Here is a 26052-nt window from a genome sequence, read left to right on the forward strand (position 1 = left end):
CTGATTGGCCGCACGCTAACCCTCGCCGAAACATTCTGCAATACCTTGCAAACACAGTCGCAACAAAGCAGCTTCCTTGCGAAAGCAGGCACCAGCCGACGACCGTCCAGATCAGAACCCCGTGCAGCGCACCCCGTCGACCGTGCACCCCTGCGGACGGGTGGACGCCCGTTCCAGGTGGAACCGCAACGCCACCGAAGCGCCAGCCGGCACGTCCACCCCACTGACGTACGTGAAGTCGGCGCCGTCGGTCTGCCGCACCGTCCCCTGTGGCACGCCCTCCACCCAGGTGGTCACCAGTCGCCCACCCGAGAAGTCCAGCCGCACCGTCCACCCCCGGTCCTCGCCGGTCGCGTTGGCGATCAGCACCTCACCGATGAAACCGCCGTCGAAGCTCTGCACCACCCGGTACCGGCCACTCACCGCCGGCCGATCCGGTGCCCGCGTCGTCGACCTCGGCCCGGCCGACGGGCTGACCGTCGGCGCTCGTGACCCGGCCGCGAGGCTCGGCGGCAGCCCGGTCGCGCGCGGCGACAGCCCGGGCAGCAACGGCCGCGCCGACGACGTCGGAGCCGGGCCGGTAGGCGGGACCGGCGTCTGCGGCAACGGCAGCGTCGGCGCCGACACGTCGTCCGGCGCCGGACTACGCCCCCGGTACGCGCCCAGGACCACGAAGAGCAGCACCACCATCACGACGACGCCGGCGCACACCACTATCCAGGGCGACGACGTGATGGCGACTGGACCGTGGGACGGTCGCGGGGCGCGACGCATGCCGGACATGTACCTCCCTCAGCGGGCCGTCCGGGCAGCGTAGCGATCGGCGGCCAGGCCTGGAAACGCCGACAACACCCGCCCTGCCCCACCGAACCGGGCACCAGGTCAGCCGAGCTGGCAGTCGGCCCCGTTGACCGTGCACCGGACCGGCCGCTCCGCCGAGTCGTCCCAGCCGACCCGCAACCGCAGCGTCCGAGTGTCGCCCGGGTCCAGTGAACGGGTGCCCCGCAACACGAACTCGCCGTCCCCGCGCGCCGACACCGAGATCCCCGAGTCGTCGCTGACCCGCAGGACCCGCATGTCGTCGTCGAACGCCAACTCCACCCGCCAGTCCATCGACCGACTCGATCCGTTGGTGATCGACAGCACCGCCGCGGTCCCGTCCCTGCCATCCGTACCGACCTGGTACCGGGCGGTGACCGTGTCGCCCGCCGGACCCAGCGGCACCGCCGGGGCGCTCGTCCGGCCGGGAGCAGGCGAGCTGGTGGTGACCCGCGGCGACGGCGTCCTGGTGCTGCGCGACGGCCGCGGCGACGCCGAGCGCCGCTCCGCACCAGGCGTCGGCCCCCCGCCGGACGACGCGGCGGCCGGCACCGTCGGCAGGAACACCGGCGGCGCCGCCACGGGCGCGCCCTCCCGCTCCCGGGTACGGAACGACAGCAGCGCAACCACCAGCAGCACCACCAGCACGCAGACGCCGAGCAGCACCACGATCCACGGCACCGAAGCCAGCACCCGGGTCGCAGTCCGCGCATCTCCCGCACCGTCCGGCCGCACCGCCACCAGGTCTCCCCTCGTCCCCCGCCGAGGCGCCAGCGTAGCCAGCACCGACCAGACCGGAAATCGGGCGAGTAAGGATCGAACCGACCGGCCGGCCCGGACCGGAAAACGGCCGGCCCGCGTGGACGGTCCCGGTCGTCTCGGTCAGGCCGTCCGGATGACCGTGCAGATGGCCGGCCCCTCACCCGTGGTGCGCAGCAGGTATCGGTACCGCTCCCCCGCCACCGCGAGCCCCTGGCTGTCCAGGAACTCCCACTCCACCGCCACCATCGTCAGCAGCGCGGACACCGGCTGCACATCCCCGATCCGGGCATGCGCCGCAACCAACTCCCGGTCCTGGTAGTCGGGTGCCGCGCCCACGAAGGACAGCGCCACCGCCGCCGGTGAGGTGAACGAGAAGCTGTACGTGTCGGCCACCACCAACCCGGGCAGGGCGTAACACCTGACGATGGCCGGCACATCGCCGCAGGTCAACGCCACGCCGTACCGGTCGAAGAAGTCGGCCAGCGTGTCGAGGTCGGTGGAGGCGCTCACGGCGACACCAATTGCCGGTCACCGGGCTGGCCAAACCTCAACGCGGCGGAACCAGGACCTCGATCTCCGCACCCAGCCCGGCGCCGCCGGCCAGACCCAGGTCGTCCCCGCTCCAGAACCGCCCCGGGTCGTACCAGTTCGGACGCCGGCCGCCGGGCAGCAGCCCCATCGCCTCGTAGGTCACCGCCACCACCTCGGCGCAGTACGCCGTCTCCAGCGCCCGGTCCCGCGCCCCCGCCGACCCACCCGACGGCGTGACCGGCGCCGGCGGCGGTGCGAGCCGGCCGGGACGCGGCAGCGCCGGCACCCGACCCCGCACCCACCGCCAGGCCAGCTGGGCGGTGGACGGGAACGGCGTGCCGTCCAGCCGCGCGATCGTCCGCAGCACCGCCCGCTCCATCTCCCCGTCCGCCGGCGGGTCGAGCTGCCGCAGCCAGGCCCGCTGGCCGTACCGGTTGGCCCAGACACAGACCGCGTCCCGCAGGTCGTGCAGCTGCACACCGCGCTGGTGGGTGCCCGACCACATGTCCGGCAACGACCTGCCCAGCTCCGCGTGCCACATCAGCGGCGGCATGTCGTCCAGCACCACCGCCATCCCGACATGGTTGACCGGGCTGTTGGTGGTGAACTGGATCGCCCGGTCCGGCACGCTGCGGCCCCGGAACACCCACACGTCGCCGGTGCGGGTCAACTCGACCGCCTCATCCAGGCTGATGCTCATGAGGGTCTACCCTAGGCCGATGCGGCAACGGATGCGGTGGTGGAAGGTCCTCGGGCTGGCCGGCCTCGCCGGGGTCGCGGCCTCCGGCGTGGTCATCGCGCGGGCCGAACGGCGCCGGCGCGCGTACACCCCCGAGGAGATCCGGCAGCGACTGCTGGAGCGGCACGCCCAGGCCGGCGACGCCGCGAAGCCCGCCGACCCCGCCTGACCCTCCGCCCCCGACGCTCCCCCGTGGACGGTCGACGGGGCAGATGGGTGGGCCCATGATCGCTACCATCGGGGCATGACGACGCCCGTCGCGCAGCGACCCTTCGTCCTGTCCACGCCCGCCGCGCCCGTCGAACGGCACGGCAACGTCGATCTGCACCTGCCCGCCGGCGCCGGTCCCGCGCCCGCCGTCGTCCTGGTGCACGGCGCCCCGCTGCCCCCGGGCGTGCCCGATCCCCGCGACTGGATGCTCTACCGCGGCTACGGCGCGCTGCTCGCTGAGCGCGGCCTGGTCGCCGCGCTGGTCAGCTACCAGGTGGCCGACCTGTCGGCGCTGCCCGCCACTGCCGACGACATCGCCGGGATGATCGAGCAGGTTCGCGCCGACCCCCGGGTCGACCCCGACCGGGTGGTGCTCTGGTTCTTCTCCGGCGGGGGCCTCTTCTCCGCCGACTGGCTGCGCGTCGCGCCGCCGTGGCTGCGCGGGATCGCGCTGACCTACCCGCTGCTCATCCCGCTGCCCGGCTGGGAGATCGACGCGAGGTTCCTGCCCGTCGAGGCGCTCGGCTCCGGCGCGGGTGTCCCGCTGGTGCTGACCCGGGCGGGGCGGGACATACCTCCGGTCCTGGCGGGTATCGAGGCGTTCCTCGCGGCGGCAACCACACACGGCCGGCCGGTCCGGGTGATCGAGGTTCCTGACGGGCAGCACAGCTTCGACATCCTCGACCACACCCCGCAGTCCGAGGCGGCCGTCCTGGCCGCCCGCGACGCCGTCCTGGACCTGCTCGACGCAGGCTGACCTGCGCGCGGTGCGCGTCACGCGCGCTGAGTTGCCGGCACGCCCCGCATGCACGGGTCCCGTTTTCGTCCAGCGCCCCGCCCCACGTCGTATGGCGCCCCATTCACGCGGCGTCACACGCGCAGGCCACCGTCATACGCGCGCGACACGCCGCGGCCACACCTTCCCGGAAAGTGCGCAGACCTAGGAGGCCGCCGCTCGGCGGGCGGGTGCGTGCCCCGTTGAGCGTGATGACTGTGAGGTATCAATATGACTCTCAGGTATCACGCTCAAACGTGCGGGTGTCCCCCGCCGTCGACCCGCCCGACTGCCGATCTCCCAGCCGGGCTCGCCGCCCGCAAGGGCCGGGGGTGACGGGTGAGGTGAGGCCGCGGGCGTGACGCGGGCCGCGGGCCGCAGGCGTGACGGGTGCCAAGAGCGTGACGCAGGGCGCGGGACGCGGGACGCGGGCGTGACGTGGGAGGCAGCGTTTTCCCGGAGAGTGCGCGGCTCGACGCCTGGTCGACGTGGGGCGGGTGGGTGGGCGTGGTGTCCGGTTCGGGAGGCGAGCCTGACGGAGTGCGCGCGCTCGGGGTAGATCGCCGGTGGGTCCCGGTTGTGGGGCGGACAGGCCGGAGTGGGTTGTCGGCCCGTGACGGGCTGGGGGTGTCGTCCCGTTTGGGGTGGGCCGTCCCGTGGTCGGGGCCACCCTCAGCGTGGAATCGGGGGCCGGCCCGGGTCGTTATACCTGGCATGCGACCGTGGCCCCCCGGCCCGGTGCGCGGCAGCCGCCGGGAACACCCGACCGGCCGCCCCGGTTACACCCCCCTGTAGCCAGCCGCCAGCCGCCGGGAACACCCGCCAGGCCGGCACGGTTACATCCCCCGTAGCCAGCCGCCAGCCCGCCGGGAACACCCGACCGGCCGCCCCGGTTACATCCCCGGAACCCCGAGCAGGTCCCCCCGGATCGCCGGACCGTTCCCCCCTTCTTGAACTTCCCTCGTGCGGCACGCCGGTTCCCCCGGTTGTCGTGTGCCGCGCACCCCCGATGCAGAGGAGCACGCCATCATGCGTACCGATCTGATTCGTAAGACCGCTCTGACCGCTGCTGGACTCGCCTTCACCGGCGGTGCGATCGCCGGTCCGGTGACCGCCGCTTACGCCGCGTCGGATGCCAAGCCCGCTACGCAAACCCAGTCGGACCGGAAGTCGTCGGGTGAGCGTCAGTTGGGTGTGCGCTACGAGGCGCAGCCGAACTTCTACTACTGCGGTCCCGCCGCCGCCCGCAACGCCCTGTCCGTGCAGGGTAAGGACATCAGCGTGGACGCCATGGCCAAGGAAATGGGTACCACCGAGGCCGGCACCAACTCCATCAACGACATCACCCCGGTGCTGAACAAGGAAACCGGTAAGAACGACGCCTACCGCAGCGTCGAGATCAGCACCCCCAACGCTGACAGCAAGCAGACCGACAAGCTGCGCACCGACGTCGTGAAGACCGTGGATGACGGTCGGGCTGTGGTGGCGAACATCGCCGGCACCAGCGTCGACGTCGACGGCACCAGCCACTCGTTCGAGGGTGGGCACTACATCAGCGTCGTCGGCTACCGCGACAACGGCAACATCGTCAAGATCGCCGACTCCGCCGACCCGAACCAGGCCTCCTACGAGGTCACCGTCGAGCACCTCGCCGACTGGATCGCCACCCGCGGCTACGCCACCAGCTGACACCCAGCAACCAACAACGAAGGGCCGGACCCCCACCAGGGGCCCGGCCCTTCGTCGTCGTTCGGGTCAGGGTCTTCTACCGGTGCGGACCGGGTCGGCGTCCGGCATCGGCTCGGCCGCCGCCAACCGATGGGCCCGTCGGCGAAACCACCAGGTAATGGCGAAACGGCGAGCACCGCGAGAACCAGCCCAGCCCCCAGCCCCCCGGCCGCGTGGTCAGCAGGAACCAGCCCCAGGGCTGCGAATCCAGCTCACGTGGTCCGAGGCACGCTCGGCAGGGCGTCCTAGGAGGCTAGGGGTAAGGCCAGTGCCGAAGGCGTCGGCGCTGAGTTGCATATCTAGCAAGACGGACGTACGGTTTTGTTGAGAGCGGAATCGGCGGTAAGTGTTACCTAACCTCGGCGGCACCCCGGCCGGTGCGACACACTGCTCAGGACTACTCACGGTCGCTGGTGTGAAGGAGTACGACGTGGCGAGCCTCGACACCTTCGGTGCGAAGACCCAGCTACGCGTCGGAGACGCGAGCTACGAGATTTTCCGGATTGACAAGGTGGACGGCCACGACCGGCTGCCGTACAGCCTGAAGATCCTGCTGGAAAACCTGCTGCGGACCGAGGACGGCGCGAACATCACCGCCGACCACATCCGCCAGCTCGGCGGGTGGGATTCCACCGCGGCCCCGAGCGTGGAGATCCAGTTCACCCCCGCGCGGGTGCTGATGCAGGACTTCACCGGCGTGCCCTGCGTGGTCGACCTGGCCACCATGCGCGAGGCGGTGCGCGACCTGGGCGGTGACGCCACCAAGGTCAACCCCCTCGCCCCGGCCGAGCTGGTCATCGACCACTCGGTGATCGCCGACCTGTTCGGCCGCGCGGACGCCTTCGAGCGCAACGTCGAGCTGGAGTACGAGCGCAACAAGGAGCGCTACCAGTTCCTGCGCTGGGGCCAGACCGCGTTCAACGAGTTCAAGGTCGTCCCGCCGGGCACCGGCATCGTGCACCAGGTCAACATCGAGTACCTGGCCCGCACGATCATGGAGCGCAACGGCCAGGCGTACCCGGACACCGTGGTCGGCACCGACTCGCACACCACGATGGTCAACGGCCTGGGCGTGCTGGGCTGGGGCGTCGGCGGCATTGAGGCCGAGGCCGCCATGCTCGGGCAGCCGGTCAGCATGCTGATCCCCCGCGTGGTGGGCTTCAAGCTGCACGGCGAGATGCCGGCCGGCACCACTGCCACCGACCTGGTGCTCACCATCACCGAGATGCTGCGCAAGCACGGCGTGGTCGGCAAGTTCGTCGAGTTCTACGGCCCCGGCGTGAGCGCCGTGCCGCTGGCCAACCGCGCCACCATCGGCAACATGTCCCCCGAGTACGGCTCAACCGTGGCGATCTTCCCGATCGACGCCGAGACGGTCCGCTACCTGGAGCTGACCGGCCGGGACGCCGCGCAGGTCGCGCTCGTCGAGGCGTACGCCAAGGAGCAGGGCCTCTGGCACGACCCGGAGGCCGAGCCGGAGTACTCCGAGCGCCTGGAGCTCGACCTGAGCACCATCGAGCCGTCCCTGGCCGGCCCGAAGCGCCCGCAGGACCGGGTGCCGCTGGGCTCCGCCAAGACGCTGTTCCGCTCGGCGCTGACCGACTACGTCGCCGACGACTCCGCCGGCGAGCGCGACCTCAAGCCGGGCGTGGCCCGCGAGCAGCTGCCGATCGGCGCCAACGGTCCCGCCGACGAGGCCAGCGCCGAGTCCTTCCCGGCCAGCGACCCGCCGGCCAACGAGTTCAGCGACCCGGCCGACGAGCCGCGCGACCTGGAGACGGCGGCGGTCGGCTCCGGCGGGCGGGCCACCGACCCGGTCCGGGTCACCGGCGCCGACGGCGTCGAGTACGAGCTGGACCACGGTGCCGTGGTGATCGCCGCGATCACCTCCTGCACCAACACCTCCAACCCGCAGGTGATGATCGGCGCCGCGCTGCTGGCTCGCAACGCGGTGGAGAAGGGCCTGACCCGCAAGCCGTGGGTCAAGACCACGCTGGCGCCCGGCTCCAAGGTCGTCATGGACTACTACGAGCGGGCCGGTCTCACCCCGTACCTGGACAAGCTCGGCTTCAACCTGGTCGGCTACGGCTGCACCACCTGCATCGGCAACTCCGGCCCGCTGCCGGAGGAGGTGTCCGCCGCGGTCAACGAGAAGGACCTCGCCGTCGTCTCGGTGCTGTCCGGCAACCGGAACTTCGAGGGCCGGATCAACCCGGACGTCAAGATGAACTACCTGGCGTCCCCGCCGCTGGTGGTCGCGTACGCGCTCGCCGGCACGATGGACATCGACCTCGCCAACGAGCCGATCGGCGAGGACACCGAGGGCAACCCGGTCTTCCTGCGCGAGATCTGGCCGAACAGCGCCGAGATCCAGGACGTCATCGCCCAGGCGATCGGTGCCACCGGGTTCAGCGCCGCGTACGCCGACGTCTTCGCCGGCGACGAGCGGTGGCAGTCGCTGCCCACCCCGACCGGCGACACCTTCGCCTGGGCAAACGACTCCACCTACGTGCGCAAGCCCCCGTACTTCGAGGGCATGCAGCGCGAGCCGCAGCAGGTCGTCGACATCTCCGGCGCGCGGGTGCTGGCCAAGCTGGGTGACTCGGTGACCACCGACCACATCTCGCCAGCCGGCTCGATCAAGGCCGACTCCCCGGCCGGGCAGTACCTCGCCGAGCACGGCGTGCCGCGGCACGAGTTCAACTCGTACGGCTCCCGCCGGGGCAACCACGAGGTGATGATCCGGGGCACCTTCGCCAACATCCGGCTGCGCAACCAGCTGGTGCCCGGGGTGGAGGGCGGCTTCACCGTCAACCACCTCACCGGCGAGCAGACCTCGATCTACGACGCCTCGGTGGCCTACCAGGAGGCCGGCATCCCGCTGGTCGTGCTGGCCGGCAAGGAGTACGGCTCGGGTTCGTCGCGGGACTGGGCGGCCAAGGGCACCATGCTGCTGGGCGTCCGGGCGGTCATCGCCGAGTCCTACGAGCGGATCCACCGCTCCAACCTGATCGGCATGGGCGTGCTGCCGCTGCAGTTCCCGCTGGACACCACCGCCGAGTCGCTCGGCCTCACCGGCACCGAGACGTTCACCATCACCGGGGTGACCGCGCTCAACGACGGCGAGGTCCCGCGCACGGTGACGGTGACCACGGACACCGGCGTCGAGTTCGACGCGGTGGTCCGGATCGACACCCCGGGCGAGGCGGACTACTACCGGCACGGCGGCATCCTGCAGTACGTGCTGCGCCGCATGATCGCCAACTGACGTACCGACGTCACCAGGGCCCCTGACCGCCGCGAGCGGGCAGGGGCCCTGCCGCGTTCCGAGCCCGCGCGGCGGCGGGCTATGGTGCGAGCTCGACGGCCCGGCCCAGCAGGGCCCGGCGCTCGGCGGCGGAGCCCACCGCCGCCGCGGCCCGCCGGAACAGGGTGGCGGCGTGCAGCCGGTCGCCCTGCCGAGCCACCAGGTCGGCCTCCACGGCGACGGCCAGCGGGTGGTCGTCCAGGCCACCCCCGGCGCGGGCCGCGTTGAGCACCGTCAACCCGACAGCCGGACCGTACGCGTAGCCGTGCGCCACCGCGCGGTTCAGCGCGACCACCGGCGAGGGCCGGATCCCGGCCAGCGCGTCGTAGGCCCGCGCGATCGCCAGCCAGTCGGTGGCCTCGGCGGAACCGGCGGTGGCGTGGCAGGCGGCGATCCGCGCCTGCCACGCGTACGGCCCGTCGTGGCGTACCCGCGCCAGCGCGCCGAGCCCTTCGGCGATCGCGGTGTGGTCCCACCGGCGGCGGTCCTGCCGATCGAGGGTGAGCAGGTTGCCGGCGGCGTCGCGGCGGGCATCCCGGCGGGAGTGCTGGAGCAGGAACAGCGCCAGCAGCGCGGCCACCTCGGACTGCGCCGGCATCAGCCGGTCGAGCAGCCGGGCCAGCCGGATCGCCTCGTCGGCGAAGGCCGGTTCGCCGTCGGCTTCGTAACCCCGGGTGAAGAGCAGGTACAGCACGGCGAGCACGCCGGGCAGCCGCTCGGCCAGCGCCGGCCCGTCCGGCACCCGGTACGGGATGCCGGCCTGCGCGATGCGGGTCCGGGCCCGGGTCAGCCGTCGGGTCATCGTCGACTCGCTGACCAGGAGGAGTCGGGCGATGGCGGCGGTCGGCACGCCGCAGACCGTGCGCAGCGTCAACGCCACTCGGGCCTCGATCGCGAGCGCCGGATGGCAGCAGGTGAAGATCAGTTTCAGCCGGTCGTCCACCACGTCCCCGCCCACGCTCGGCTCGGGCTGCCCATCGGCCGGCGTGAGCACCGCCAGGTCGTGCAGCTTGCGGCGCTCGACGGCGGCCCGACGCAGCACATCGACCGCCCGGTTTCGGGCCACCGTCATCAGCCAGCCGCCCGGGTTGGCCGGCACGCCGTCGCCGGGCCAGCGCTCCAGGGCGACGGTCAGCGCCTCCTGGGCGCAGTCCTCGGCCAGCGCCCAGTCCCCGGTCACCCGGATCAGAGTCGCGACGATCCGGGGGTACGCCTCGGCGCTGGCGGCCGCGACGGCGTCCGCCGCCGCGACCACCCCCGTGCCGGTCGCCCGGCCGGCGCTCACGTGCCGCTCACCGGTCGGCGCTTCCGATCCGGTCACCGGCCGTCGCTTCCGATCCCTTCACCTGGCTAGGCGGAGAGGTCGATGAGCGGGCGCAGTTCCAGCCGGCCGTGGCGGGCCATCGGGTGGGTGCGCGCCACCTCGATCGCCTCGTCCAGGTCGGCACAGTCGAGCAGGTCGAAGCCCACGATCACCTCCGTGGTCTCGGCGAACGGTCCCTCGGAGACGAGCAGTTCACCGCCACGCACCCGGACCGTGGTGGCCGCCGTGGTCGGCGCCAGTTCGTTGCCTTGGAGGCGGCGACCACGGGCATCGTTCTCGGCTACCCACGCGTGGATGTCCGGTACGTCGGTCGGGTCCGTGTCCGGCTCGGTGTCGGTGCAGACGAACATCATGTACTTCATCTGGTCGCTCCCTGGGTGTGTCCGGGTATCGCCAGCATGACGAACGGCCGCGGCCGTTCCGGACACCGGGTGCCGGGAAATCTCGCCGGCCGTCGGTCAGTTAGCGCCGGCGGCGCGGCGGCGGGCCTCCCGGGTCTTCATGGCGTGCTCCATGAGCGTCACGAGCACCTCCTTGCTGGACTCGCGCTGGCGGGCGTCGCAGAGCAGCACCGGCACCCCCGGGTCCAGGTTCAGCGCGGCCTGGACCTCGTCGAGCCGGTACTGCCGGGCTCCCGCGAAGCAGTTCACCGCGACCACGAACGGGGTGCCCCGGCCCTCGAAGTAGTCGATCGACGGGAAGCAGTCGGCCAGCCGGCGGGTGTCGGCCAGCACCACGGCGCCGATGGCACCCAGCGCCAGCTCGTCCCAGACGAACCAGAACCGGTCCTGCCCGGGCGTGCCGAACAGGTAGAGCACCAGATCGTCACTGATGGTGATCCGGCCGAAGTCCATCGCCACGGTGGTGGTGGTCTTGCCCTCCACCCCGGACAGGTCGTCGATGCCGACCCCGGACTCGGTCAGCACCTCCTCGGTGCGCAACGGTCGGGTCTCGCTCACCGCGCCGACCATGGTCGTCTTGCCCACACCGAAGCCACCGGCGACCAAGATCTTGATCGCGGTGGGCAGTGGGGGCGCTCCCGCCGGCCGGTCAGAGTGCCCGTAGTCCATTGATTACCGCCTCGAAGATGCTGTTGTCGGGAAGACCGGCCGTGGTCTGCGGCTCGCGGACCTGCACCAGGCTGCGAGCCGCCAGGTCACCGAGGAGCACCCGGATGGTGCCCACCGGCAGGTCGAGATGGGCGGCGATCTCGGCGACGGACTGAATGCGCTGACACAGTCCGACGATCGCCAGGTGCTCCGGACCGAGACCGACCTCCGGTGTGACGTCGGCTCGGGTCGCGGTGACCAGGGAGATGAGGTCGAACGTGCCGGTGATCGGGCGCGCCCGTCCACGCGTCACCGCGTACGGGCGCACCACCGGGCCCGCATGGTCATCCACCCACTGATGGTCCGCGGATTCTCCCTGCACCGTCATGGCCGCTACTTCTCGCCGGCCGGCTGATCGACGCGGGATGGTGAGGCCACGTACTTGCCGACCCGGGTGACCAGCATCGCCATCTCGTAGGCGATCAGGCCGACGTCGGCGTCCTCACTGGCCAGGACCGCCAGGCAGGCGTTGCGGCCGGCCGCGGTGACGAACAGGAAGGACGACTGCATCTCGATGATGGTCTGCTGCACCTGCCCGCCGCCGAAGCGCTTGCCGGCACCCCGGGCGAGGCTCTGGATGCCGGCCGCCATCGCCGCGAGGTGCTCGCCGTCGTCCCGGCTCAGCCCCTGCGAGGAGGCCATCAACAACCCGTCGGTCGAGAGTGCGACCGCATGCTCGGCCTGCTTCACCCGGCCCACCAGATCATCCAGCAACCACGTCAGGTCGGCACTCGAAGCCGTCTTCTGGCCCACTCGTCGTCCTCTTCTCCCCCGGCTGTTGTCGCCGTGCTCGTCTGGGGCTGACCGTCACACCGCGCGGAAACCCGCATCATCGGCGCCGGTCAGGTAGCTTGCGGTTCCTCGTCGGTCGGCTCGGGCGTCGCCGTCGGCGGCGCGCCGGCCGTGCCGCCGAGCAGTCGCGCCGCGTCGGTCCGACCGCGCTGGGTGCCGGTCTGGTAGGAGCTCATCATCCGGCGCACCTGCTCGGGCGGACGCGCCACTTCCTCGTCGTCGGCGGTCTCCGTCGCCGCCGGGTCGTCGCGCAACTCGGGCACGATGTTCGCCTGCCGGATCCGGACCGGCAGGCCCGAGTCGGTCCGGTCCGTCTCGGCCCGGACCGGCGCCGGTCCCCCGTCGCCGTCCGCGCCCGGTGTGCCGGCGCTGTCCGCCGGCCCAGCGCGGTCGAGCTCGGGCAGGCCGGTGGGCATCGTCCGGCCCTCCAGGGCGGGCTGGCCCAGGTCGCGGCGTGCCCGGCTGGGCAGCTCCGGCGTTGCGGTCGCGGGCGTCGTCCGCTGTCGGGTGGGCAGGGAGGCCACCTCGGTACCGTCGGCCTGCACCGTTGGGGTGCTGGTGTCGGCCGCTCCCGGGGCGGCCGGGGTCACCGGCTCCGGTACGTCCGGCGTCGCTGGCGCGGCGGCCAACGCGATGGGCGCGACGAGGGCCGGGCGGCTGGTACCCGCAGGGCCGGCGGTCGGGGCGGAGGGCAGCGGGATGGCCGGCGACCCGGTCTGGAACGAGCCGGAGTCCTCCGGGCTCACGCCGTTCTCGGTGACCAGGTCCACCGGGATCAGCACGACCGCGGTGGTGCCGCCGTACGCCGACTCCTTGAGCCGTACCCGCACGCCGTGTCGCTCGGTCAGCCGGCTCACCACGTAGAGCCCGAGGCGGGCGGCGTTGGCGAGGTTCAGCTCGGACTGGTCGACGATCCGGTGGTTCGCCGCGGCCAGGTCCTCCTCGCTCATGCCGAGACCCCGGTCCTCGATCTCGATGGCGAACCCGTTGGCCACCAGCTGGCCGCGAACCTCCACTGTGGTGTGCGGCGGGGAGAACGACAGGCCGTTCTCGATCAGCTCGGCGAGCAGGTGGATGATGTCGCCGACCGCGCGGCCGGCGAGTGAGACCGGCCCGAGCGGCAGCACGTTGACCCGGGTGTAGTCCTCCACCTCGGCCACCGCGCCGCGCACCACGTCGACCATCGGCACGTTGCGCCGCCAGGCCCGGCCAGGGGTGGAGCCGGAGAGCACGATCAGGTTCTCCGCGTTGCGCCGCATCCGGGTGGCCAGGTGGTCGACCCGGAACAGGTCCTCCAGCTCCTCGGCGTCGTGTTCGCGCCGCTCCATCGCGTCCAGCAGGGTGAGCTGGCGGTGCACCAGCGCCTGGGTGCGTCGGGCCAGGCTGAGGAAGACCTCGCGGACGTTGCGACGCAGGTCGGCCTGCTCGACGGCGGTACGCAGAGCGGTCTCCTGGACCGCGTTGAACGCCTTGCCGACCTGGCCGATCTCGTCGGTGCCGAACTCCAGCGGAGGCGCCTCGGTGGCCACGTCGACCTCCTCGCCACGGCCGATTCGCTCCACCACCCGGGGCAGCCGCTCGTCGGCGAGCTGCCAGGCGGCCTGGCGCAGCCGGTCCAGCTGGCGCAGCAGGGTCCGGGCCGTGGTGATCGAGACGACGACGGAGGCGATGACGGCGAGCAGGCCCAGGCCGGTGGCGAGCACCAGCCGGACGACGACCATCACGGCGACGCCGGTTGCCCGGCCCACGATGCCCTCACCGCCGGCGACCACCGCTTCGTTCACCTCGGCCAGCGCCGGCTCGACGGTGCCGCGCCACTGCTCGGCGCTGATCGGCAACTGGGTCGCGGGGCGTCCCTCGCGGATGATGCTGTCCTGCACCGCGCGCAGCCGGGTGAACGCCTCCCCGTCGACGAGCTGCTGGTAGCGGCGCTGGTCGGCGTCGCCGAGCCGGGCCCGGGTCTCCTCGCCGAGGAAGCGCTCGGCGCCGACCAGGGCGACGTACCGGGCGTACTCCGGCCCGCTCATCCGGCCGTTACCGAACAGGCCGCTGAGCAGAGCGTCCTCCTGGGAGATCAGCTCCTTCGTCCGGTTGAGCTGGATCAGGGCGGCGGCTTCGCCAGCGATCGTCTTGTCGTCCAGGCTGCCGGTCACGTCGTAGATCTTGAAGATCGACTCGATCGCGTCGGTGTAGGCGGCGGCGGCGGCGATCCGGTCGATCTTGCGGCCCAGCACCTCGGCGCGGGTCTGCTCAAGCGCGTCGATCCGGGCGATCGACGTGGCGAGCTGGGCGTCGAGCGCCGAGCTGCCGGCCACGTCGACCTGCCAGTTGCGGGCCGAGGCGGCGAAGTCTCCCGCCAGCTGCGCGGTCTTGCGCTGCTCGGCCTCCAGCGCCGCCCGCTGTTCGGCGTCGGGGTTGCTCAGGTACGCCTGGGTCAGCCGCCGCTCCAACTGGAGCTCCTGGAGCAGCGGTTCACTCGGCGCATAGACCTTGCTGTTGAGCAACTGGACACCGAGCAGGTTGAAGCCGTCACGCAGGGTCACCCACGCCGCGAACATCCAGAGCGCGACAAGGGAGAGGAGCAGGGCGACGACCTTGGTGCGGATACTCGTACCGCGAGAACGCATTGAACCGTCCCAGGCAGGGCGTTGACTCAGCTCATCAACGGGTGATCATGGAGGGCGATGTCCCACCGCAGCGGGGCATACGGGGCTGAGGCTCTGCGTACGCTAGCAGTGTCCACACAACCCCTCAAGTTGTTGTTTTTGTTGCCCGGTAACCACAATCCACCACCGAATGACCGAGACCCGTGGCGCGGATGGCGGCCAGCCGGCAGGCGGCCAACACCGCCGAGCGGACGATGGCGGTAGGACAGTAGAGCTCCTTGCCGTACCACAGTGGAGGGTGCTCCCGGGTGGCCGGTTCGTGCAGGTAGGAGTGCCCACGGGCCAGCGCGTCGTCGACCCGCGGCACCGCCGTCGGTGCCGCCAGCAGGACCTGCAGGGCGTACGCCGTCTCCTCGGCGGTGCCGACCCACCGCCCCCACGAGCCGTCGGCGCGCTGGGTGTCCAGCACCCAGCGGGCCGCTCGGTCCACCGCCTCGGCCGCCGCCGCGCCCCGGCCGAACTCCACCAGCGCCTGCACGCAACAGGCGGTGGCGTAGTACGGCGAGGCGTGCCATCGGTCCTGCCAGCCGCCATCGGCGCGCTGGTGCCCGGGCAGCACGACACTGAGCCGGTCGACCGCTCTCCGGTACCGCGTGTCGGCGTCCGGGTGCGCGGCCAGGTGCTGGCCGAAGGCGTCCAGCACGTGCGCGTTGGTGGTGACCGAGAAGCCGTCCTCACCCGGCCAGGTGCAGAAGCCGTCCGCCGTCTCGTACGCCCACAGGCTGGCCGGATCGGTCGGGCGGCCGAGCCGGGCCAGCGCGTCCAGCGCCACCGAGGTGGTATCGGCGTCGGTCGGCAGGCCGTCGCCGGTGGCGATGCCCTCGGCGCCGGCGGCCCCGGTCAGGCTCTCCAGCACGGCGGCCGGCGGGTTGACCGCGACACCGGCCCGACACAGTCCACTGAGCACCCAGGCGCGCTCGAACACGGTGATCGGGGCCGGGCAGGGCACCGGGCCGCCACCGTCGCGGATCAGCTCCCGCAGGAAGGCGTGCGCGGCGGGGCCGGCGTCCGGGCCTGCCGTGGTCAGCCAGGCCGCGGTCGCGGCGGGTGACGCGCCCACGGCGGTGAGGCTGGGCCCGGCGTCGGTCGGCGTCGCGTCCAGCACCTCGTAGAAGTGGGCCAGTTTCGGCGGCAGCGGCGCACCGGCGGCCACCGCCGTCCGCACCGCGAGCAGTCGGTCCGGGCCCAGCCCGGCGGGCAGCCCCAGCGGTGGGCGGGGCAGCCGATCCGCGGTCGCCCGGTCCAGCCCGGCCAGCCGCTCGTTGATCGAGTCGACAAGCGCCGGGACGATGAGGTCCAGCGCCGGGGTATCCGGCAGGACCCGGGCGTCGCTAGCGAGCAAGGTGCGGGTGAGCGCGCCCAGCCCACGCGCGACCGGGGCGAGCAGGTCCGTTCCGGCCCGGCCGTCGGCCAGCGCGGCGAGCAGCGCGTCGGTGGCGCTCAGGGTGGGCACCAGGGCGTACCCCTCGGGTGGGCCCCACGCGCCGTCCGGGCGCTGGCCGCGCAGCAGGAACCCGATCCGCTGGTGGTGCCCCGCCAGCCAGGGGGCGTCGGCGACCAGCCGGCCGGTCTCGTACACCGAGGAGGCGACCTGCCCCCAGGGCCGCAGCGCCAGGCCGGCGATCAGCTCGCGGGCGGCGTCCGTGGCCGGGTCTGCCGCCGGATCGCCGCCGGTGGCCCGGTCGTCCAGCACCCGGTACGCGCCGTCACTCATCGCGCACCCCCCAGAAGTCCGACACCTGGTAGAAGCCGCCGGTGAAGGAGATCTGCCGGTGCAGGTAGTCGGCCTGGCGCGGGCAACGCTCGCCGAGGGTGGCCAGTTCCGCCCGGGACCGGGTGGTCAGCTCGGCCAGCCGCGTGTGCACCTGCGCCGGGTCGGCGACCAGCAGCAGCGCGTTCAGGTCACCCCACTCGGCGTCCCGGCCGTGCGTGGCCAGGTCGTTGACCAGCCGCAGCACCTGCTGCACGCCGCGCCCGACGGCCAGCAGGTCGGTCAGCTGGGCGAGGGTCTCGTCGTCGCCGGTGGCGATCCAGTGGGTGACGTTGACGAAGGAGCAGGCGAGGTTGTCGGCGTTGTCCAGGTAACCGTCCAGGTCCGGCAGGCGCTGCCCGGTGGCCGGGTCGGTCGGCAGCTTCTTCCAGTCCCACTCGCGGGCCACGGCGGCGAGCATCCGGGCCAGTTCGTCGCGCCAGACCGGGCGCAGCCGGGCGAAGGCCGGCACGGCGGCCAACTCGTCGCGCAGGTCGGCCAGCAGCCGCGCCAGGTGCCGTCCCGGTGGTGGGGTGCCGCCGTCGGCCACCGCCAGGCAGTCGGTCACCACCGCCCGGACGTCGTCCGCGGACTTGGCGAGGTAGTCGACCTGCCAGTCGGCGGCGAAGACCCAGAGCAGGGTACGGGTGGTGATCCGCAGCTCGGCGGCGGTGTGCCAGGGCGCGGTGAAGGCGATCGCGGTGGCCACCGAGCTGAGCAGCGCCGGGTCGAACGGCCCGGCCTCGAACAGCTCGGGGTGGGCGGCGGTGACGTCCTGCAGGTCGCGTACGCCCCGCACGGCGAGGGCGCTCACCCTGCCCTGCTCGGCGACGGCGTCCAGGTCGGCCCGCACCGGCCGCGGCGCCCCCGTCACGATACGACCGGGCGCTCGACCGGGGTCAGGATCAGCTCGGCTCGCTGCTTGGGTTGCAGGGAGGCTCCCATCCGGGGCGTCAGGTCGACCGGGTGGCGCAGCCGGAAGCGGTAGCGGCTCAGCACGGTGCTGACGATGAGCTGCGCCTCCAGCAGGAACAGGTACTGCCCGAGGCACTGGTGCGGGCCGCCGCCGAACGGGAAGTAGGAGTAGCGGTAGGGCCGCCGGGGCCGCTCCGGGTCGAACCGCTCCGGGTCGAAGAGCTCCGGGTCGTCCCAGAACGTCGACATCCGCTGGGTGACGTACGGGCTGACCAGCACGGTCCCACCGGCCTTGATCCGCACCCCGCCCAGCACGTCGTCGCCGACCGCGGTCCGCGGGATCATCCAACCGGCCGGGTAGAGCCGCAGCATCTCGTCGAGCACCATCCGGCCGTAGCGCAGCTCGGGCAGGTGCTCGCGGCGGACCTGGTCGCCGCCGACCACCCGCTCGATCTCGTCGGTCATCAGTTCGGCCACGTCGGGCCGGGACGACAGCACCGGCCAGAGCCAGGAGAGCAGGGCGATGGTGGTCTCGGTGGCGGTGGAGAACATCGCCACCACGTCGCCGCGGATCGCGTACTCGTCAGGGACCCGGCCGTCCGCCCGGGGCCTGCAGAGGGTGGAGATGATGTCGTCGCCGTCGGTGGGCCGGGCCCGGGCTTCCCGGATGATCGGCAGCACCACCTCGTCGATGGTCCGCACCGCCTCGCGGAACGGCCGGTCGCCGGGCATCGGCACCGCGTACGGCACGAAGGGCACCAGCAGGCGCGGGAGCATCGCGGTGGTGACGGTGTCCAGTGCGGCGCTGATGCGCAGCGCGTCCGGCACCGAGATCCGGTCGGCGAAGAGCACCCGCATGGTGGTGCGCAGCACGATCCGGGTCAGCTCGGCACCGCCGTCGATCGGGCGTCCGTCCCGGGCCGGCTCCAGCCACTCGTCGACCGCCTCGTTGATCGCCTCGGCCATCTTGTCGACGAGCGTCTCGGCGCGCTTGGCGGTGAACAGCGGTTGCAGCGCGCCCCGGCTGGACTCCCAGACCTCGCCCTCGGCGACCAGGATGGCGTCGCCGACGATCCGGCGGACCGGCCGCCAGAGCAGGCCGTCCCCGTCGCGGGTGTAGTTGGCAACGTTGTCCCGCAGCACCCTCTGCAGGTGCTCCGGGTGACTGACCAGGTAGGGGCGAAACGAGCCGAGGTTCAGTCGGACGACTTCGCCGCCAGCGGCGTCCGCGAAGCCGACCAGCGCGCCGAGCGGGTCGCGGACCATCGCGGGCAGGACGCGGCGCAGCGGGATCGTCCGGGGTTCGGTGCTGACGGGGGCGGGGCCGGCATCGGACACCTGGGACATCGAAACCACGTCTCCTCGTCGTACCGCCGGCCGCAGCGGTCCACTTCGGCCGGTCGGGACTGTGGAACTTTCACCTTCTGGGCGACGGAAGCATCTCACCAAAAGCGGGGCACCTCCAGACCTGCGGCCAGTGAGATTCCACCGCCACGCCAGACCTCCGTCGATGGCACAGCCCTCCATCAGTCCTGAGTGGATAGTCAGGACCGGCTCCGGCGCAGGTCGGGACGCGACCCACCCTGGCGGCCTGGTCGCGCCGGTCCGGTAGCCCCGCACCGCCAGGCGACCACGACACCGGGACGGCCGCACGACGTCGCACCGGCCGTGCCCGCGCCGGTGAGCGGGGACGCACCGGTACCCCCGAATCCGGGCGATGCCGGGCACCCTGTGCCAGGCTCTGTGGCATGGACGACAAGACCATCCTGAACCGGATCTCCGAGCTGGTCGACGAGGAACACAAGCTGCGCGCGGCGGCCCAGGCCCACGAGTCGGGCACCGAGGGCGAGGCCAGCGAGCGGCTGCGCAACCTGGAAGAGTCCCTCGACCAGTGCTGGGACCTGCTGCGTCGCCGCCGGGCCGCCCGGCAGACCCACGGCGACCCGGATTCCCAGGGAGAACGCCCCAAGCCCGAGGTGGAGCGCTACCTGCAGTGACCCGCGCGGGCGGGTCGGACGGCCGACCCGGCCGTCCGACCCATCCCGGTCAGCGGACGCCCGCCTCGCGCAGCAGCTCCCCGGTCAGCACGCCGGGATCGGCCTGCTCAGCGGGCAGCCCACGGGCCACGAACCAGGCGCCCACCACCCGCACGTCGCGGGCCAGGAACTCAGGCCCCTGCGGGTTCGCCACCACGTCGACCACCTGCGGCAGGTCGATCACGACCAGCCGGCCCCGGTGCACGAGCAGGTTGTACGGCGACAGGTCGCCGTGCGCATAGCCGGCCCGGGCCAGCACCCGCAGCGCCTCCACCAGTTGGGCCCAGAGGTCGCGCAGCTCGGCCGGGCCGGGTCGCAGCTGAGCCAGCCGGGGCGCGGCCTGCCCCGACTCGGCGTCGCCGACGAACTCCAGCATCAGCTCGGTGCCGCGTAGCTGCACCGGGTACGGCACGGCGATCCGGTCGTGCCCGGCGCCGATCTCCCAGAGCCGGGCCAGCGCGGCGAACTCGGCCGCCGCCCACTGCCCGGCGATCATCTGTCGGCCGAACGCCGTCCGGCCGGCCATCGCCCGGTTCTCCCGGGAACGGCGCACCCGGCGGCCCTCCAGGTAGCCGGCATCCCGGTGGAACAGCCGGTGCTCGGCGTCCCGGTACCGCTTGACCGCCAGCAGGCAGGAACGGTCGGTATCGGGCACCGCCCGGCGGACCAGGTGCACGTCCGCTTCCTTGCCGGTCTTCAGCACACCCAACTCGGTGTCCTTGGCGGCCAACTCGGTGATCAGCCAGTCCGGGTACGGCTGCGGACCGTGCACGGCGTCGTCCCAGGACGACCAGCGCTCGCCGGTGTCCGGGTCAGGTTCGCCGTCCGGGTCGGCGGGCGGCTCGGCTGGCCGCCCGCGCTTCAGAAACTGCGGTTCGTCGTCGTCAAAGCGGCTCTTGCCGCGGCTCCGGCGCTCCAGCGCCGGAAGGTCATGATCGCGCACTGTGGTGAGGTTCCCTTGGTCGAGGCTGATGAAGGCAGCTGGAAGCGACCTGCGAAGACGGCCATGACCGACCCCCTCTCCTCGACCGGGCGCACGCCCGGGTGCACGATGCGCCGACAATGCTCGCCGCCGCCCCGGCAGCCGGTCAACCGAATTATTCGAGCGCCGCCCTACCGGCCGGCGCGGACCCGAGCGGCGGCAGAACGCGCGGCCGGCGACCCGTCAGCCGGCGAGCACGGTGGCCACCGCGGCGATCAGCCCGTCCACGGTGCGGCTCGGCGCGAACCTGACGTCCGTCCAGGTACGCCCCCGGTGCAGCCAGACGCTGGGCAGCCCGACCGCGGCGGCACCGCCGATGTCCGCCTCCGGACTGTCACCGACCACCCAGGCGCCACGCAGCGGCATCCGGACCCGCTGCGCGGCGAGCGCGAAGATCCGCGGGTTGGGCTTGCTGACCCCGGCCTCCTCGGAGATCACCCAGTCGGCGACGTAGCGGTCCAGGCCGGTCTGGCGGATCTTGGCGTCCTCCACCCGTACCGTGCCGTTGCAGACCACCACCGGCACCCAGCCGGCGTCGTCGGCGATCCGCAGCGCGCAGGCGGTCAGCGGATCGAGCCGGGTCTGCGCCACCACCCCGTCGTGCAGCTCCTCCACCAGGTCGATCGAGGGGATGCGCAGCTCGTAGCGGTCCCGGATGGCGTCGGCCAGATCCCAGCGATCGGTCAGCCCGTCGGCGTCGATCGAGATCAGCCAGTCGATGTCGGTGGAGGGCGCGCCGACGCCGTCCAGGAAGCGCTGACCCCAGCGGCGGAACGGCCCAGCCCGATCCAGCAGGGTGTTGTCCAGATCCAGCAGGAGCAGTGGCACTCGGGCACCCTACGGGACCCACGTGTCCGCCAACAGATCCGGCCGGTATCGACCTGACGACGGGCTCAACCGGGCAGCGACACCCGCGGGCCGCCCTGGTGCGGCAGCCGATCGGCGAGCATCGAATGAGCCGCCCGGGTGGCCGCGAGCTCGGCCGGATCCAGGGTCGCCACCAGTACCGAGGTGCCCTCGTCGGCACCCCGGGCCAGCACCCGTCCCTGCGGGTCGTAGATCGCCGCGCCGCCGTTGAACCGCCACGGGTCGGCGCCCCCGACCGCGTTGGCGAAGACCACGAACATGGTGTTGTCCAGGGCACGAGCGGCGTAGTACAGGTCCCTGCGGTGCGCGGAGCCGGCCAGGTAGCCGCTGGGGCACAGGTAACCGTGCGCGCCATCGAGGGCGGCGGCGCGGGCGTGCTCGGGGAAGCAGCCGTCGTAGCAGATGCCCAGGCCGAGCCGCCAGTCGTCGACGAGCAGCGTGGCACCCCGCCCGCCGGGGCTGAACAGCTCGCGTTCGTCGCCCCACAGCTGCTGCTTGTCGTACCCGACGCGGACCGCGCCGGCACGGTCGACCACCAGCGCGGCGATGGTCCGCCGGCCGTCCGGGTGCCGGGCTGCGGCGCCGACCAGCACGGTGACGCCGGCCTCGCGCGCCGCGGCGCGCAGCGGGTCGAGCCGGGGGTCGGCGACCATTCCGGCCGGGTCGACCGCGACGTCGGTGCCGGCCGGGTCGGCGGCGAGGGCCGGCGGGTGGTACGCGCAGAGGTACAGCTCGGGCAGGACGGCCACCCGGGCGCCCTGCCCACCGGCCCGGCGGACCAGGTCGGCGGCGGCGATCGCGTTGCCGGCGACGTCGCCGGGCGTCGGCGTTGCCTGGACGGTGGCCACGGTCAGCGGGGCGGCGGGCACGGTGCGGGGCGGGGTCACCGGGCGATGGTAGCGGTGACCCGCACCGGCCGGGTATACCAAGCCGTACGTACGGTTTGCATCACCGGGGGTGACCTGCAACGATCGACGCGTGCCCAGAGTAAGCCAGGATCAGCTCGACGCGCGCCGGCAGGAGATCCTCGCCGCCGCGCGCGCGTGTTTCGCCCGGCACGGTTACGAGGGGGCGACCGTACGCCGCCTCGAGGAAGCCACCGGGCTCTCCCGGGGCGCCATCTTCCACCACTTCCGGGACAAGGACTCGCTCTTCCTCGCCGTCGCCGAGGACGACGCGGCGGCCATGGTGGAGACGGTGGCCCGCAACGGTCTGGTGCAGGTGATGCGCGACCTGCTGGCCGGCGCGGTCTCCCCGGACACCACCGGCTGGCTCGGCAGCCAGTTGGAGGTCTCCCGCCGGCTGCGCACCGACCCGGCGTTCGCCAAGCGCTGGGCGGAGCGGTCCGCCGCGATCGCCGAGGCGACCCGGGACCGGCTGGCCCGCCAGCGCGACGCCGGGGTGCTGCGCGAGGACGTACCGATCGACGTGCTGGCCCAGTTCCTGGAGCTGGCCTACGACGGCTTGGTGCTGCACCTGGCGATGGGCCGGCCGGCCGGCGACCTGGGGCCCGTGCTTGACCTGGTCGAGGAGGCGGTCCGCCGCCGCTGAGCGGTCCCGCCGCAACACCGGGGCGCCGACCGTGGCGGCGCTGCTCCACAATGGGGCCGCCGATCCCTCCGGCGACAGGAGCAGCCGATGACCAACCTCGCCGCGTCGGGCGACACCTGGGGCATCCCCGGCCCGACCTTCCTCCGGCTCTACCTCGTGGCGACCGCCGTCATGATCGCGCTCGCGGTGTGGCACCGGGTCCGCCGGCCAGCCAACGCCCCGGACACGGTGTCGGGGCCGCTCAGTCCCCAGGAGGCCGCATACCTCAACGGTGGTCCCCGCCTCGCGGTGCACGCCGCGGTCGGTGGCCTGCGCGGTGCTGGGGCGATCGGTGTCGGCCCGGACCGCCGGCTGCTCACCACCGGCTCGGCGCCGACCGGCCTCACCCCGCTGGACCAGGCGGTGTACTGGGCCGTCCATCAGCGCGCCCGAGCCGGTGAGCTGCCCCAGGACCAGCGGGTCCGTACCGCGCTCAACCAGCTCCGCACCGGTCTCGAACAGCGTGGACTGCTGCTGAGCGACGAGCGGCGGGCCGCCTCCCGGCACTGGACGCTGGGCCTCGTCGGCCTGCTGGCGATCGGCGGGTACCGGCTCTTCGCCGGGCTGTCCAACGGGCGCTCGGTGGGCTACCTGGTGCTCACCATGGCCGCGATGCTGCCGGTGCTGCTGGTGCTGTGGCGGGCGCCGGTACGTACCCGGGCTGGTCGCGCCGCGCTGCGCGACCTGCGCCGCCAACACACCCACCTGGCCCCCGCCTCGTCCCCCGCGTACGCCACCTATGGCGCGGCTGGCGCCGCGATGGGCGTGGCCCTGTTCGGCACCGCCTCGCTCTGGGCACTCGACCCGGGCTTCGCCGAGCAGGCCGAGATCCAGCGCCAGGCGGCGTCCGGCAGTGGCTGGTCGTCCGGCTCCAGCGGCGGGGATGGCGGTGGGGACAGCTCTGGCGGCGGCAGCTCCTGCGGGGGTGGCGGGTGCGGTGGTGGCGGCGGGTGCGGCGGTGGCGGCGGGTGCGGCGGATGACCGGCCCGTCCGGCGTCGGCATCGGCTGGCGTCCGGAGATCGCAGGCTTCGTGGCCGAGCTGCCCGGGCTGCGCTTCGTCGAGGTGGTGGCCGAGTCGGTTTCCGCGACCGGGCCCCTCCCGCCGGGCCTGGCGCAGCTGCGCGAGCGCGCGGTGACGGTCGTACCCCACGGGGTGCGGCTCTCCCTCGGCGGCACCGAGCCGGTCGACCCCGCCCGGGTCGCCCACCTGGCCGCGGTGGCGCAGCGGGTCGACGCCCCGCTGGTCAGCGAGCACATCGCCTTCGTCCGGGCCGGCGGCCTGGAGGCCGGGCACCTGCTTCCGCTGCCGCGGAGCCGGGAGGCGGTCGACGTGGTCTGTGCCAACGTGGCCCGGGCGCAGGCCGAGCTGCCGGTGCCGATCGCCCTGGAACCGATCGCCGCGCTGGTCGACTGGCCCGACGACGAGCTGGACGAGGGGGACTTCCTCACCGAGATCCTGGACCGGACCGGGGCGCTGCTGCTGCTGGACGTCGCCAACGTGTACGCCAACGCCCGCAACCGGGGCACCGACCCGCTCGCGCTGCTGGACCGGCTGCCACTGGACCGGGTCGGATACGCGCACGTGGCCGGCGGCGCCGAACACGGCGGCTACTACCACGACACGCACACCGACGCGGTGCCGCCGGCGGTGCTGGAGCTGGTCGGCGCGCTCTGTGCCCGGCGACGACCGCCGGCGCTGCTGCTGGAGCGCGACGGCGGGTACCCACCGGCAGCCGAGCTCCGCGCCGAGTTGGACGCCCTGGCCACCGCCGCGGGCTTCCCGGCCGTGACATGACCAGCGCGTCCCCGCCGGCCGACACCGGTCCGTCGGTGGCCGGTGACCGCGCGAGCGACGCGCGCACCGGCCGGCTCGCCGAGCGACAGGCGGAGCTGGTCGCGGCGCTGGTCGCCGGAGGTCCGTCGCCGGAGGGGTTCGCGCCGGCGCCGTTGGCCGCCACCCGGGCGGCGCTGCTGCGCAAGCGGGCTGGCGAGGTGGCCCGGCACTGGCCGCTGCTCGCCGCCGGCCTCGGCGCCGGCTGGTCGTCGACCTTTGCCGGCTGGGCCGCCGGCCGCCCCACCGCTGGCTCACTGCGGGACGGCTGGGACCTGGCCCGGGCGCTGCGCGAGCGCGGCGCGCTGCCCCCGGCGGGCGCCGAGGAGCTGGCTGCACGGGAGGCCCGTCTGCGCTATGACGGGTGCCGGGCGCCGAGTCCGCGCCGGCTGCCGGCGATGGCCCGCGCCGGCGGCGCCGTGGCGGTGCAGATCGCCGGCCGGGTACGCCTGCTGCGCCCCGCCCCGCGTCCACCGGCGGCACGGCCCGCCGCCGATGGCGACGGCGCACCGGATGCGGCAGGATCGGCGGTATGGATCTCGGACTGACCGACCGGGTGTACGTGCTCACCGGCGCCTCCCGCGGCCTGGGCCACGCGACGGCGCAGTGCCTGGTCGCCGACGGGGCCCGGGTGGTGCTCTCGGCCCGGGACGCCGACGGGGTGGCCGCCGCCGCACAGCGGCTGGGTGGACCGGAGCGGGCGGTCGGGCTGACCGCCGACCTGGCCGACCCGGAAACCCCTGATCAGCTCGTCGCGGCGGCCCGGGAGCACTTCGGTCGGCTCGACGGCGCACTCATCTCGGTCGGCGGCCCGCCGCCCGGCAAAGCCGCGTCGGTCACCGACGAGCAGTGGCGGCACTCCTTCGAGACCGTCTTCCTGGGCACCGTCCGCGCGGTACGCACGGTCGCCGGCGCGCTGCCCGAGGGCGGCGCGATCGGGCTGGTGCTCTCCACCTCGGCCCGGGGGCCGGTGCCCGGCCTCGGCATCTCCAACGGCCTTCGGCCCGGTCTGGTCGGGGTCGCCAAGGACATCGCCGACGACTACGGCCCACGCGGCGTACGGGTGGTCGGCCTGCTGCCCGGCCGGATCCTGACCGACCGCAACCGCGAACTCTTCGCCGCCACCGGCGACCCGGAACGGGCCCGCGCCGAGGCGGAGGCCAGCATCCCGTTGCGGCGCATCGGCGACCCGGCCGAGTTCGGCCGGGTGGCCGCGTTCGTGCTCTCCCCCGCCGCGAGCTACCTGACCGGCCTCACCGTGCCGGTCGACGGCGGCGCGCTGCGCGGGCTGTGACGCCCGGCGCGGGCCGCCGAGCCC

26 protein-coding genes are annotated in these 26052 nt (G+C 73.3%); 10 read left to right on the plus strand and 16 right to left on the minus strand.

All coding sequences use genetic code 11. From position 1 onward, the window contains the following. Nucleotides 1–111: 111 nt before the first annotated feature. The 4 genes from ACFY29_RS06065 to ACFY29_RS06080 form a co-directional block, all read right to left on the minus strand. Complete coding sequence (locus ACFY29_RS06065) at nucleotides 112–783, minus strand: cellulose binding domain-containing protein (protein WP_386983806.1); 672 nt, start codon at nucleotides 781–783, stop codon at nucleotides 112–114. 99 nt (nucleotides 784–882) lie between these two features. Then, nucleotides 883–1560 carry a cellulose binding domain-containing protein gene (locus ACFY29_RS06070; RefSeq protein WP_386983807.1) on the minus strand — a complete coding sequence of 226 codons (678 nt, stop codon included), beginning with the start codon at nucleotides 1558–1560 and terminating at the stop codon, nucleotides 883–885. A gap of 141 nt (nucleotides 1561–1701) precedes the next feature. After that, nucleotides 1702–2091: a hypothetical protein gene (locus ACFY29_RS06075; protein ID WP_386983809.1), complete on the minus strand. Its 390-nt coding sequence runs from the start codon at nucleotides 2089–2091 to the stop codon at nucleotides 1702–1704. A 37-nt stretch (nucleotides 2092–2128) separates the two neighbouring features. After that, entirely contained in the window at nucleotides 2129–2812 is a 684-nt protein-coding gene (locus ACFY29_RS06080) for a hypothetical protein (protein ID WP_386983810.1), read from the minus strand. Nucleotides 2813–2831: 19 nt separating this feature from the next. Here ACFY29_RS06080 and ACFY29_RS06085 point away from each other — a divergent pair, with 19 nt between their 5' ends. The 4 genes from ACFY29_RS06085 (at nucleotide 2832) to ACFY29_RS06100 (ending at nucleotide 8832) form a co-directional block, all read left to right on the plus strand. Further along, a complete protein-coding gene (locus ACFY29_RS06085) occupies nucleotides 2832–3020 on the plus strand; it encodes a hypothetical protein (RefSeq protein WP_328426863.1) in 189 nt (62 codons plus the stop codon). Nucleotides 3021–3095: 75 nt separating this feature from the next. Then, nucleotides 3096–3818 carry a dienelactone hydrolase family protein gene (locus ACFY29_RS06090; RefSeq protein WP_386983813.1) on the plus strand — a complete coding sequence of 241 codons (723 nt, stop codon included), beginning with the start codon at nucleotides 3096–3098 and terminating at the stop codon, nucleotides 3816–3818. A 1047-nt stretch (nucleotides 3819–4865) separates the two neighbouring features. Next, on the plus strand, nucleotides 4866–5525 hold the full coding sequence (locus ACFY29_RS06095; RefSeq protein ID WP_386983815.1) for a C39 family peptidase: 660 nt from the start codon (nucleotides 4866–4868) through the stop codon (nucleotides 5523–5525). A gap of 454 nt (nucleotides 5526–5979) precedes the next feature. Then, complete coding sequence (locus ACFY29_RS06100; RefSeq protein WP_386983817.1) at nucleotides 5980–8832, plus strand: aconitate hydratase; 2853 nt, start codon at nucleotides 5980–5982, stop codon at nucleotides 8830–8832. A 79-nt stretch (nucleotides 8833–8911) separates the two neighbouring features. Here ACFY29_RS06100 and ACFY29_RS06105 read toward each other — a convergent pair whose 3' ends face one another. The 9 genes from ACFY29_RS06105 to ACFY29_RS06145 all read right to left on the minus strand — a co-directional run bounded on the left by ACFY29_RS06105 (nucleotide 8912) and on the right by ACFY29_RS06145 (nucleotide 18720). Next, nucleotides 8912–10126 (minus strand): RNA polymerase sigma factor, encoded by a 1215-nt coding sequence (locus tag ACFY29_RS06105; RefSeq protein WP_386984656.1) that lies wholly within the window; start codon nucleotides 10124–10126, stop codon nucleotides 8912–8914. A gap of 95 nt (nucleotides 10127–10221) precedes the next feature. Beyond that, nucleotides 10222–10557 carry a YciI family protein gene (locus ACFY29_RS06110; RefSeq protein ID WP_328418714.1) on the minus strand — a complete coding sequence of 112 codons (336 nt, stop codon included), beginning with the start codon at nucleotides 10555–10557 and terminating at the stop codon, nucleotides 10222–10224. A 96-nt stretch (nucleotides 10558–10653) separates the two neighbouring features. Further along, the gene (locus ACFY29_RS06115) at nucleotides 10654–11265 is read right to left on the minus strand and encodes an ATP/GTP-binding protein (RefSeq protein ID WP_328418715.1); all 612 of its coding nucleotides are present in this window, start codon (nucleotides 11263–11265) and stop codon (nucleotides 10654–10656) included. Further along, nucleotides 11246–11632: a DUF742 domain-containing protein gene (locus ACFY29_RS06120; protein WP_328418716.1), complete on the minus strand. Its 387-nt coding sequence runs from the start codon at nucleotides 11630–11632 to the stop codon at nucleotides 11246–11248. Before ACFY29_RS06120 ends, ACFY29_RS06115 begins: the two co-directional genes overlap by 20 nt. 5 nt (nucleotides 11633–11637) lie before the next feature. Next, nucleotides 11638–12057 carry a roadblock/LC7 domain-containing protein gene (locus ACFY29_RS06125; protein WP_355612215.1) on the minus strand — a complete coding sequence of 140 codons (420 nt, stop codon included), beginning with the start codon at nucleotides 12055–12057 and terminating at the stop codon, nucleotides 11638–11640. 89 nt (nucleotides 12058–12146) lie between these two features. Beyond that, nucleotides 12147–14723 (minus strand): nitrate- and nitrite sensing domain-containing protein, encoded by a 2577-nt coding sequence (locus ACFY29_RS06130; protein WP_386983820.1) that lies wholly within the window; start codon nucleotides 14721–14723, stop codon nucleotides 12147–12149. Between the two features lie 124 nt (nucleotides 14724–14847). Then, complete coding sequence (locus ACFY29_RS06135; protein ID WP_386983821.1) at nucleotides 14848–16476, minus strand: prenyltransferase/squalene oxidase repeat-containing protein; 1629 nt, start codon at nucleotides 16474–16476, stop codon at nucleotides 14848–14850. Continuing rightward, nucleotides 16469–17386: a terpene synthase family protein gene (locus tag ACFY29_RS06140; RefSeq protein WP_386983823.1), complete on the minus strand. Its 918-nt coding sequence runs from the start codon at nucleotides 17384–17386 to the stop codon at nucleotides 16469–16471. The genes ACFY29_RS06135 and ACFY29_RS06140 overlap by 8 nt, the downstream gene beginning before the upstream one ends. Beyond that, complete coding sequence (locus tag ACFY29_RS06145) at nucleotides 17383–18720, minus strand: cytochrome P450 (RefSeq protein WP_328426757.1); 1338 nt, start codon at nucleotides 18718–18720, stop codon at nucleotides 17383–17385. The genes ACFY29_RS06140 and ACFY29_RS06145 overlap by 4 nt, the downstream gene beginning before the upstream one ends. A gap of 455 nt (nucleotides 18721–19175) precedes the next feature. On the opposite strand from ACFY29_RS06145, the gene ACFY29_RS06150 reads away from it, so the two are divergent. Beyond that, the gene (locus ACFY29_RS06150) at nucleotides 19176–19424 is read left to right on the plus strand and encodes a DUF2630 family protein (protein ID WP_328418721.1); all 249 of its coding nucleotides are present in this window, start codon (nucleotides 19176–19178) and stop codon (nucleotides 19422–19424) included. A 49-nt stretch (nucleotides 19425–19473) separates the two neighbouring features. Here the strand turns inward: ACFY29_RS06150 and ACFY29_RS06155 are convergent, their stop codons facing one another. The 3 genes from ACFY29_RS06155 to ACFY29_RS06165 form a co-directional block, all read right to left on the minus strand. Further along, nucleotides 19474–20406, minus strand: coding sequence for an RIO1 family regulatory kinase/ATPase (locus tag ACFY29_RS06155; protein WP_328418722.1), 933 nt, complete (start codon nucleotides 20404–20406; stop codon nucleotides 19474–19476). Nucleotides 20407–20628: 222 nt separating this feature from the next. Beyond that, nucleotides 20629–21273 (minus strand): HAD family hydrolase, encoded by a 645-nt coding sequence (locus tag ACFY29_RS06160; protein ID WP_328418723.1) that lies wholly within the window; start codon nucleotides 21271–21273, stop codon nucleotides 20629–20631. 65 nt (nucleotides 21274–21338) lie between these two features. Then, the gene (locus ACFY29_RS06165) at nucleotides 21339–22199 is read right to left on the minus strand and encodes a carbon-nitrogen hydrolase family protein (RefSeq protein WP_328418724.1); all 861 of its coding nucleotides are present in this window, start codon (nucleotides 22197–22199) and stop codon (nucleotides 21339–21341) included. A gap of 91 nt (nucleotides 22200–22290) precedes the next feature. Here ACFY29_RS06165 and ACFY29_RS06170 point away from each other — a divergent pair, with 91 nt between their 5' ends. From ACFY29_RS06170 to ACFY29_RS06190, 5 genes are all read left to right on the plus strand, one after another. Continuing rightward, on the plus strand, nucleotides 22291–22863 hold the full coding sequence (locus ACFY29_RS06170) for a helix-turn-helix domain-containing protein (protein ID WP_328418725.1): 573 nt from the start codon (nucleotides 22291–22293) through the stop codon (nucleotides 22861–22863). An 87-nt stretch (nucleotides 22864–22950) separates the two neighbouring features. Next, nucleotides 22951–23883: a TIGR04222 domain-containing membrane protein gene (locus tag ACFY29_RS06175; protein ID WP_386983827.1), complete on the plus strand. Its 933-nt coding sequence runs from the start codon at nucleotides 22951–22953 to the stop codon at nucleotides 23881–23883. Further along, nucleotides 23880–24698: a DUF692 domain-containing protein gene (locus tag ACFY29_RS06180; RefSeq protein WP_386983829.1), complete on the plus strand. Its 819-nt coding sequence runs from the start codon at nucleotides 23880–23882 to the stop codon at nucleotides 24696–24698. Before ACFY29_RS06175 ends, ACFY29_RS06180 begins: the two co-directional genes overlap by 4 nt. After that, nucleotides 24695–25282 (plus strand): hypothetical protein, encoded by a 588-nt coding sequence (locus ACFY29_RS06185; protein ID WP_386983831.1) that lies wholly within the window; start codon nucleotides 24695–24697, stop codon nucleotides 25280–25282. The genes ACFY29_RS06180 and ACFY29_RS06185 overlap by 4 nt, the downstream gene beginning before the upstream one ends. Next, nucleotides 25267–26028 carry an SDR family oxidoreductase gene (locus tag ACFY29_RS06190; RefSeq protein WP_386983833.1) on the plus strand — a complete coding sequence of 254 codons (762 nt, stop codon included), beginning with the start codon at nucleotides 25267–25269 and terminating at the stop codon, nucleotides 26026–26028. The genes ACFY29_RS06185 and ACFY29_RS06190 overlap by 16 nt, the downstream gene beginning before the upstream one ends. Nucleotides 26029–26052 lie beyond the last annotated feature (24 nt).

The organism is Micromonospora sp. NPDC000668 (genome assembly GCF_042897975.1).
GTDB lineage: Bacteria > Actinomycetota > Actinomycetes > Mycobacteriales > Micromonosporaceae > Micromonospora.

Coding starts and splice junctions, on each gene's coding strand:
- ACFY29_RS06065 (WP_386983806.1), bottom strand. CDS start 783: ATGTCCGGCATGCGTCGCGCCCCGCGACCGTCCCACGGTCCAGTCGCC.
- ACFY29_RS06080 (WP_386983810.1), bottom strand. CDS start 2,812: ATGAGCATCAGCCTGGATGAGGCGGTCGAGTTGACCCGCACCGGCGAC.
- ACFY29_RS06085 (WP_328426863.1), top strand. CDS start 2,832: ATGCGGCAACGGATGCGGTGGTGGAAGGTCCTCGGGCTGGCCGGCCTC.
- ACFY29_RS06090 (WP_386983813.1), top strand. CDS start 3,096: ATGACGACGCCCGTCGCGCAGCGACCCTTCGTCCTGTCCACGCCCGCC.
- ACFY29_RS06095 (WP_386983815.1), top strand. CDS start 4,866: ATGCGTACCGATCTGATTCGTAAGACCGCTCTGACCGCTGCTGGACTC.
- ACFY29_RS06110 (WP_328418714.1), bottom strand. CDS start 10,557: ATGAAGTACATGATGTTCGTCTGCACCGACACCGAGCCGGACACGGAC.
- ACFY29_RS06115 (WP_328418715.1), bottom strand. CDS start 11,265: ATGGACTACGGGCACTCTGACCGGCCGGCGGGAGCGCCCCCACTGCCC.
- ACFY29_RS06120 (WP_328418716.1), bottom strand. CDS start 11,632: ATGACGGTGCAGGGAGAATCCGCGGACCATCAGTGGGTGGATGACCAT.
- ACFY29_RS06130 (WP_386983820.1), bottom strand. CDS start 14,723: ATGCGTTCTCGCGGTACGAGTATCCGCACCAAGGTCGTCGCCCTGCTC.
- ACFY29_RS06135 (WP_386983821.1), bottom strand. CDS start 16,476: ATGAGTGACGGCGCGTACCGGGTGCTGGACGACCGGGCCACCGGCGGC.
- ACFY29_RS06150 (WP_328418721.1), top strand. CDS start 19,176: ATGGACGACAAGACCATCCTGAACCGGATCTCCGAGCTGGTCGACGAG.
- ACFY29_RS06175 (WP_386983827.1), top strand. CDS start 22,951: ATGACCAACCTCGCCGCGTCGGGCGACACCTGGGGCATCCCCGGCCCG.
- ACFY29_RS06180 (WP_386983829.1), top strand. CDS start 23,880: ATGACCGGCCCGTCCGGCGTCGGCATCGGCTGGCGTCCGGAGATCGCA.
- ACFY29_RS06185 (WP_386983831.1), top strand. CDS start 24,695: ATGACCAGCGCGTCCCCGCCGGCCGACACCGGTCCGTCGGTGGCCGGT.
- ACFY29_RS06190 (WP_386983833.1), top strand. CDS start 25,267: ATGGATCTCGGACTGACCGACCGGGTGTACGTGCTCACCGGCGCCTCC.